Source organism: Nonomuraea aridisoli (genome assembly GCF_003236395.1).
Lineage (GTDB): Bacteria > Actinomycetota > Actinomycetes > Streptosporangiales > Streptosporangiaceae > Nonomuraea > Nonomuraea aridisoli.
This window is the reverse complement of record NZ_POUD01000660.1, coordinates 1-471: the sequence shown is the minus strand read 5'-3', so window position 1 is coordinate 471 and position 471 is coordinate 1. Positions and strand designations below refer to the sequence as shown.

1 protein-coding gene is annotated in these 471 nt (G+C 76.2%); it reads right to left on the bottom strand.

The genetic code is table 11. The annotated features are described in order from the left end of the window. On the bottom strand, positions 1-471 hold a 471-nt coding region (locus C1J01_RS50985), incomplete at both ends, for a hypothetical protein (RefSeq protein WP_181449400.1).

The following is a 471-nucleotide window of genomic DNA, read 5'->3' as shown; positions in this document are numbered from 1 at the left end:
CCTCCCGCCCTCATGGGGAACGCCGGACACGACGCCCGGAAGCTCGGCGGAGGCCGGCGCGGTCAGCACGTACGCCGCCACCGCCTGCCGCGCGGGCCCCTGGGAGCCGTCCACCCGCGGGATCTCCTCACCGAGGGACGGGAGCCCGTCGCGTTCCGCGCGGACCCACTGGTCCAGCTCGCGAACGACGAACCGTCCGAGCAGCCCACCGCCCGCCCCCTCGGCCGTGTCGCCGTCGCGCACCCGCAGCAGAGCGGCCAGGTGGACGTGGAACGGCAGTCCGTACACGGGATCGTCGAGCTGCGGCGGATCGGGAAGGTCGGCGCGGTCCGGAGCGAACGCCCGCATGGCCGCGACCGCGTGCTCCGTCCGCTCGGGGAGCGTGAGCGGGCGGGCGTTGAGCTGGACGGTGGTCGTGATGAGCCGCCGCAGCCACCCGCCCGACGCCGTGTCCAGCCGCCGCCACCCCTC